At 66.8% G+C, this 7,601-nt stretch carries 4 protein-coding genes; all 4 read left to right on the top strand.

Annotated elements, in window-relative coordinates; genetic code table 11:
* Positions 1 to 124 precede the first annotated feature (124 nt).
* The 4 genes from BV95_RS21855 (at position 125) to BV95_RS21870 (ending at position 7,376) form a co-directional block, all read left to right on the top strand.
* Positions 125 to 637 carry an RNA polymerase sigma factor gene (locus BV95_RS21855; protein WP_037457307.1) on the top strand — a complete coding sequence of 171 codons (513 nt, stop codon included), beginning with the start codon at positions 125 to 127 and terminating at the stop codon, positions 635 to 637.
* 55 nt (positions 638 to 692) lie between these two features.
* Entirely contained in the window at positions 693 to 1,622 is a 930-nt protein-coding gene (locus BV95_RS21860; protein ID WP_037457309.1) for a FecR family protein, read from the top strand.
* Positions 1,606 to 4,068 carry a TonB-dependent receptor gene (locus BV95_RS21865; protein ID WP_037457311.1) on the top strand — a complete coding sequence of 821 codons (2,463 nt, stop codon included), beginning with the start codon at positions 1,606 to 1,608 and terminating at the stop codon, positions 4,066 to 4,068. The genes BV95_RS21860 and BV95_RS21865 overlap by 17 nt, the downstream gene beginning before the upstream one ends.
* Before the next feature lie 98 nt (positions 4,069 to 4,166).
* Positions 4,167 to 7,376, top strand: a complete 3,210-nt coding sequence (locus BV95_RS21870; RefSeq protein ID WP_037457313.1) for an autotransporter outer membrane beta-barrel domain-containing protein — start codon at positions 4,167 to 4,169, stop codon at positions 7,374 to 7,376.
* The last annotated feature ends 225 nt before the right edge of the window (positions 7,377 to 7,601 follow it).

Here is a 7,601-nt window from a genome sequence, read left to right on the forward strand (position 1 = left end):
CAAGAAGCGGCGCGCGGGCCCACCGACCCCCACCACATCAATCGCCCCCTCCCCGCTTGCCCGTTGCCACGGCTTCATCGTCCCTTTATGCCAACCGCCTGATCCCACTGGACGCAAGTTCTTCATGGCTAACGGCCTTTCCGCCATCTTCCTGCACAACCGGCCCGCCCTGCTGCGCTTCCTGCGCGCCCGTGGCGCGGGCGACGGGGCGGAGGATCTGTTGCAGGACATGTGGATGAAGCTGGAGGAAAAAGACCTCGGCCCCATCGCCGACCCTCTGCCCTATCTCTACCGCATGGCGAACAATCTGATGCTGGACCGCTACCGTTCCGCCACCCGGCGGGAGCGGCGGGAACAGGATTGGGCCGAAGGCGCAGGCGGCGTCATGGCCGATCCGTCGGAGGATATCGCCATAGACGAACGGCTGATCCTGACCGAAAGGCTGGAGGAGGCCCGCGCCGTGCTGCGCGCACTCGGCCCACGGGTCGAACTGGTGTTCCGCCGCTTCCGCATAGAGGGCGTCGGACAAAGGACGATAGCGGAGGAACTGGGCGTCAGCCTCACCACCGTGGAGAAGGATCTGCAAAAGGCCTATCGCGCCATGATCGCCCTCAAGCAGAAACTGGATACGGAATGAGACGGGCGGCGGCGTCTGGCTCAGATGAGGGGCTGAAATGAACAGGGCTGGAGCCATGATGAATGAGGAGGCGCTCGGATGGGTCATCCGGACGCGCGATCCTGAATTTGCCGATTGGGAAGCCTTCACCCTCTGGCTGGAGGCGGATGCGGGCCATGCGTCGGCCTATGACGCGCTGATGGCGGCGGACGATAGTCTGGCGGAGATCATTCCGGCCGAGCCTGTCACCATCGCCACGCCCGCCAACGATGCCGGGGAACGTGGCTGGAAACCCGCACGCTGGCTGGCTGGCGGCGCAATCGCCGCCGCCCTGGTCGGCGTGGTTTCCGTCGGCATGATGAACCGGCCCGACATCTACACCGTCGCCACCCGCCCCGGCGAAACCCGCACCATCGCGCTGGACGACGGCACCCGCGTCGAACTGAACGGCGGCACCACCATGCGCTTCGACCGGCGCGATGCGCGCTTCGCGGCGCTCGACAGCGGCGAAGCGGCCTTCACTGTCCGTCACGACGCCCGAAACCCCTTCCGCGTGACCGTGGGCGATGCGGTGTTCGAGGATGCGGGCACCATCTTCAACATCGTGCATAGCGGCCAGGCGACCCGCATCGGCGTGTCCGAAGGCGAAGTCATCTACAATCCAAAGGCGGAGGCCATCGCCCTGCCAGCAGGCCGCGCCCTCACCAACGATGAAAACGGCCTGCGCGTCATGGACATCGCGCCCGACGCCGTCGCAAGCTGGCGTCAGGGCCGCCTCACCTACGCCAATGCTCCCGTGGCGCAGATCGGCGGCGACATAGCCCGATCGCTGGGCGTGAAGCTGGACGCCACGCCGGGCGCGGGCGCGATGCGCTTTACCGGCACGATCCGGCTGGACCGCGATCCCGCGCGTTTCTTTGGCCAGGCCGCGCCGCTGATGGGGCTCAGCGCCGTCAGGCAGGGCGACGGATGGTTGTTGAAGGAGGGGGATGGCCCGCCACGCTAACGTCCTTTTCGTCACCGCCCCATTTGTGATGGCCGCCACCATGGCCGCTTCGCCTGTGCAAGCGGCGGAAAGACAGCAGATCAGCATCGCCCCCGGACGGCTGGGCGAGGCAGCGATATCGCTCGGCCGTCAGACCGGCGTCAGCATCGGCATGTCGGACCAGTCCCTGACCGGGATCGCCACCCCCGCCGTGCAGGGCCGCATGTCGGTGGAAGGCGCGCTCAAGCGGCTGCTGAAGGGCAGCGGCGCCAGCATCCGGCGGATCGGCGACGGCACGTTCCGCATCGTGCGGGACCGCGCTATTGGAGACGGGAGGGCACGGGAACAACCCCGCCTCGCCGTCGCCCTCCCCGCGCCGGAGCCGGAACAGGAACCGGCCGAAATCATCGTCACCGCCTCCAAGCGCGACACGCCCCTGCCGCGCTATGCCGGAATGGTGGAGGTGGTAGGCGACAGCGCCTTCACCGCTGGCGAGGCGGCGGGCGGCTCCGCCGGCCTGATCTTCCGCGTGGCCAGCCTCAGCTCCACCCATGCCGGGGCCGGACGCAACAAGCTGTTCATCCGCGCCATCGCGGATAGCGGCGTGGCCGGGCCGACCCAGGCGACGACCGGCCAATATCTGGGCGACATGCGGTTGAACTATGCCGCGCCCGACCCGGACCTGAAACTCTACGACATGCAGGGCGTGGAGGTGCTGGAGGGGCCGCAGGGCACGCTCTACGGCGCGGGGTCGCTGGGCGGGATCGTGCGGATGATCCCCAACGCGCCCAATCTTGTGCGGACCGGCGGGCAAGTCTCCGCCGGGCTCAGCGCGACCCAGCATGGCGATCCGGGCGGCGATCTGGCCGCGACGATCAACCTGCCCATCGTGACGGAGAAGATCGCGCTGCGCGTCGTCGGCTATGGCGTGCAGGACGGCGGCTATATCGACAATGTCCATCCCGACCGCCGCAAGGATGACGTCAACCGCACCCGCACCTATGGCGGCCGCGCCGCGCTGCGCTTCGCCCCGGACGAGGACTGGACCATCGATGTTACCGGCGTCTATCAGCGGATCGACGCCGACGACGCTCAATATGCCGCCAAATCCATCGGCGACCTGAAACGCGCCTCGGCCGTCGCCCAGCCCTATTCGTCCGACTATGCGCTCGCCAATTTGCGGGTGGAGCGGCAATGGGACGATCTGCGCTTCCTGTCCTCGACCGGCTTCGTGCGCAACATATTGACAGAAAGCTTCGACGCGACCCAGCCGGATGGCCCCGCCGCGCTGTTCCGGCAAAGGAACAAGGTCGACATCTTCTCCACCGAAAACCGCATCGTCCGCGATCTGGACAATGGGCTGGGCTGGATATTGGGCGCATCCTATCTGGAAAGCACGTCCGACATCCAGCGGACGCTGACATCCTACGGCACGGAACCGGTCCAGGCGGAGGTGATTCCCGGCGTCCCCATGTATGGGCGCGGCATGCCCGCGACATCGACCGGGGTGCGCAACCGCATCCGGGAAGCGACCCTGTTCGGCGAAGCCTCCTTCGAACCCATAGCCGGCCTGATCGCGACGGTCGGCGGACGGCTGACCAACAGCCGCCTGAGCGGCGAGGCGCTCGACCCCATCGCCTTCCTGTCCATGACCGCCATCGCCAAGGCGGAGGCGCAGGCGAACCGGAACGAGACGATCTTCCTGCCCTCCTTCTCGCTGCTGACCGACGCCGTGCCGGGCATGACGCTCTACGCCCGCTTCCAGCAGGGCTTCCGCCCCGGCGGCCTTGCCGTCGACGACCAGCATATCCAGCGCTTCCGCAACGACCGTGCCTCCACCCTGGAATTCGGCTTCCGCAGCGGCGTGCCAGGGGTGGACGCTGTCGCGCTGACCGGCAATGTCGCCCATACGAAATGGCGGGACATTCAGGCCGACGTCACCGACCGGATCGGCATTCCCACCACCGCCAATATCGGCGACGGGCGCATCTACACGGTGGAGGGGCGCATCGCCCTCCACCCCCTGCCCCGCCTGACGCTGGACGGCAGCATCATCTATAATGACAGCCGCCTCAATCGCCCGACGCAGTTCGTGCAGCGGCTATCCTATAAGGGGCAATCGCTGGCCCTGCCCAATGTCGCCAACTGGGGCGGGCGCGTCGGCTTCGACTATCGCGCCCCAGTGGGCGGGGACATGCGGTTCCACCTCAGCGGATCGGCCCGCTATGTCGGCAAGTCGCGGCTGGGCGTCGGCCCGATATTGGGCCGGGAACAGGGCGATTATGTCGACACCGCGCTCAGTGCCAGCCTGACGCGGGGGATGGTGCAATGGTCGCTCTCGCTCTCCAACCTGCTCGACAGCAGCGGCAACCGATTCTCGCTCGGCACGCCCTTCGATCTGCGGGAAGATTATGTGACGCCGCTGCGCCCGCGCACCGTGCGGGTGGGCATGGACTTCGCCTTCTGAATTTGCGTCGCATTATTTTTATCTGACGGAACAGGCTCTTCCACGCCGTCTCCCGGCCATGGCGCCCATCGAAAAGGGCGCACCCCAGAGGAGACATCATGCGCAATCTCTTGGCCTGCACGGCCATCGCTTCCGTTCTGGCCGCCCTGACCGTGGCCGACGCGGCGGCGGAAACCACCATCGGTTCCGCCACCACCACCGCCGCCAAGACCTCCACCGCAGCAAATGGTTCGCCCGACGACCTGACCGTCAGTGCCGCAGGATCGATCACGCTGACCGGCGGCGCCGCCATCACGCAGGACAGCAACAACAAGGTCAGCAACGCAGGCACGCTCAAGATTTCCGGCGCGGACAACGCGACCGGCATCCTTGCGACGGCGGGAACCAGCGGCAACATCACGCACAGCGGCACGATCACGCTGGATGAGGATTATACCGCCACCGACAGCGACAATGACGGCGATCTGGACGGCCCCTTCGCCAAGGGGACGAACCGCAACGGCATCTGGGTCCAGCCGGGCGCGGCCCATGGCGGCAATATCGACAGCAGCGGCACCATCACCATAGAGGGCAACCAGTCCACGGGCATCCGCGTGGACGGCCCGCTCGTGGGCAATCTTTCGACCAGCGGCAACACCAGCGTGGTGGGCGACAATGGCCGTGGCGTGGTGGCGAACGCCGTCACCGGCAATGTCACCATCCGCGGCGCAACCACCGTGGTCGGCGCCAGCAGCGTCGGCGTGGCGTTGCAGGGCGACGTCACGGGCGCGGTCAAGATTCAGGGCACCGTCACCAGCACCGGCTACCGCTCCACCACCCGACCCAGCGACGTGACGAAACTGGACGCCGACGACCTGCTGCAAGGCGGATCGGCAGTGACCATCGCGGGCAATGTGACCGGCGGCGTGATCTTCGACATCCCGCCGACATTGGACAGCACCAAGCCCGACGTCGACAATGACGGGCTGACCGACGCCAGCGAAGGGTCCGCCAATATCGTCACCTATGGCTCCGCCGCCGCCGTGCGGATCGGATCGGCCACCGCCGACACGACCATTGGCGCGGTTGCCGCCGACAGTTCCGGCTACGGCCTGATCATCAAGGGTTCGGTCGCGGGCTATGGCGTCTACAACGGCGTGAATGCCAACGGCCTCGTCATTGGCGGCCTGGGCGGCAATGTCACGCTGACCAAGGGCATGCTGATCGCCGGATCGGTCGGCGCGGTTTCCTATGACAGCAACGCCACAGCCGTCCGCCTGGGCAGCGGCGCGACCGCCGATACGATCCAGGTCAGCGGCACCGTCGGCGCGACCGGCTCCAGCGTCGCAGGCACGTCGGCCCGCGCGCTGGTGATCGACGCAGGGGCCGTGGGCCGCGCCATCGTCAACAGCGGCACCATCTCCGCCACCGCGCTCAGCACCACGAATGGCGCGGCCACCGCCATTCTCGATTCATCGGGCACCGTGTCGTCCCTCGCCAACAGCGGCACCATCTCCGCATCGGGCGGCAAGGCCGGATCGAACGTCGCCATCGATTTCACCGCCAACACCAGCGGCGTCACCCTGACCCAGTCGCTCGCCTCCGCCACAGCCGCCGCGCCGAAAATCGTCGGCGATGTCCGGTTTGGGTCGGGCAATGATGTCGTCACCGTCTCCGCAGGCAGCATCACGGGCAATGTCGATCTCGGCGCGGGCAGCAACAGCCTGGCCCTGTCCGGCGCGTCCGCCCTGACCGGCAACGTGGCGCTTGGCGGCAACGGCTCCAGCCTCAGCCTCGCAGGCAGTTCGCAACTCAATGGCGGCGTCGATTTCGGCGGCAATGCGTCCAGCCTGACCCTCTCCGGCACCGCAGCGCTCAACGGCACGATCAACAATGCGGCCAACACCGCCGTCATCGTGAATGGCGGCACGATCAACGCCGGGAACAAGGGAACGGTCGCGCTGGCATCGCTGGCGGTCGGCGGCTCCTCCGTCATCGGCGTGACCATCGATGCCGCCAATCACACCAACACCCTCTATAATGTCGCCGGAGCCGCCACCTTCGCCAACGGCGCGCAGGTCAAGGCGACGCTGAGCAGCGTGGTCGGCTCGGCGGGCGATTATGTCATCGTCCGCGCCGGATCGCTGAGCGGCGCGCCCACCCTCTCCAGCACGACGCTGATCCCCTATATGTTCAAGGGCGCGATCGCAGGGAACGCCGCGACCGGCGAAGTCACGCTGTCCATCGCCGCCAAGACGGTCGCCGAACTGGGCCTCACCGGATCGCAGGCGCGGGCCTATAGTGCGGTCTTCAACGCGCTGGACAAGGACGCCGCCTTCTCCGGCACCTATCTGTCCATCACCGACGGCGACACGCTGAAGGCCAATCTGCAACAGATGCTGCCCGACCATGCGGGCGGCACGTTCGAGGCGGTGACGGCCGGTTCCCGCGCCACCGCCCGCATATTGTCCGATCCGGGCGGCATCTATCGCACGGCGGACGGGCGTCTGGGCTTCTGGCTGCAACAGGTGGCGTTCGGCAGTTCGAAGAGCGTGGGCGACACCGCATCCTACGACATCAACGGCTGGGGCGCGAGCTTCGGCGCGGAATATCTGACGGGGATCGGCGCCTTTGGCGGGTCGTTCGCCTATATCCACGGCAGCGACACGTCGGGCACCACCGACAATGCCGTGGATTCGGACCAGTTCGAACTGGCGGCGCACTGGCGCGGCGATTGGGGCCCGCTCCAGACCTATGCCCGCCTCTCCGCCGCCCACATCAAATTCGACGGCAGCCGCCATTTCGAAAGCGGCGACGTCGTCCGCACCGCCAACGGCAACTGGACAGGCAAGCTCGTCTCCGCAACGGCGGGCGGCTCCTATGAGATGCGGTTCAATCGCTTCTCCCTGCGCCCGGCGGCCAGCATCGATTATTATCGGCTGAAGGAAGACGGCTATAGCGAAACCGGCGGCGGCGACGCGTTCAACCTGATCGTCGACGGTCGCACCAGCGATGAACTGACCGCCAGCGGCAATGTGACGGTGGGCTATGATTTCGGCAGCCTGACCCGCGAAGACGGCTGGATGCGCTTCGAACTGGAGGGCGGACGGCGCCAGATCATCAACGGCTCACTGGACGACACCACAGCGCATTTCACCGGCGGCCAGGATTTCACCCTGATCGCCGACAAGCGCACCAGCGGCTGGACCGGGCGCGCCCGCTTGATCGGCGGCACCGACAGCTTCCGCGTCGGCGGCGAATTCGGCGCGGAGCAGCAACAAAATCACGTCGCCATCTCATTACGGGCGACGGTTAACTTCATCCTGTGACGTCTAGGCAGCATGAACAAATTCAAGACTCGCCGGACGGAGGGATTTGGGTGGTTTACGGTCATTAAGCCCCTCCCCTTCAGGGGAGGGGTTGGGGTGGGGGCGTGCCGTTACAACAAAGCTTTCCCATGGGGCACGCCCCCACCCCCCCCCCCCCCCCCCCCCCCGCGGGGGGGGGGGGGAGATAAAGCAGCATATGTCCTTTCCTAACAACCAATTTAGCCA

It is taken from the genome of Sphingobium chlorophenolicum, from assembly GCF_000722875.1.
GTDB lineage: Bacteria > Pseudomonadota > Alphaproteobacteria > Sphingomonadales > Sphingomonadaceae > Sphingobium > Sphingobium chlorophenolicum.

Bases quoted from the DNA above. Each gene is read 5' to 3' on its own strand.
- BV95_RS21855 (WP_037457307.1), top strand. From the start codon at position 125: ATGGCTAACGGCCTTTCCGCCATCTTCCTGCACAACCGGCCCGCCCTG.
- BV95_RS21860 (WP_037457309.1), top strand. From the start codon at position 693: ATGATGAATGAGGAGGCGCTCGGATGGGTCATCCGGACGCGCGATCCT.
- BV95_RS21865 (WP_037457311.1), top strand. From the start codon at position 1,606: ATGGCCCGCCACGCTAACGTCCTTTTCGTCACCGCCCCATTTGTGATG.
- BV95_RS21870 (WP_037457313.1), top strand. From the start codon at position 4,167: ATGCGCAATCTCTTGGCCTGCACGGCCATCGCTTCCGTTCTGGCCGCC.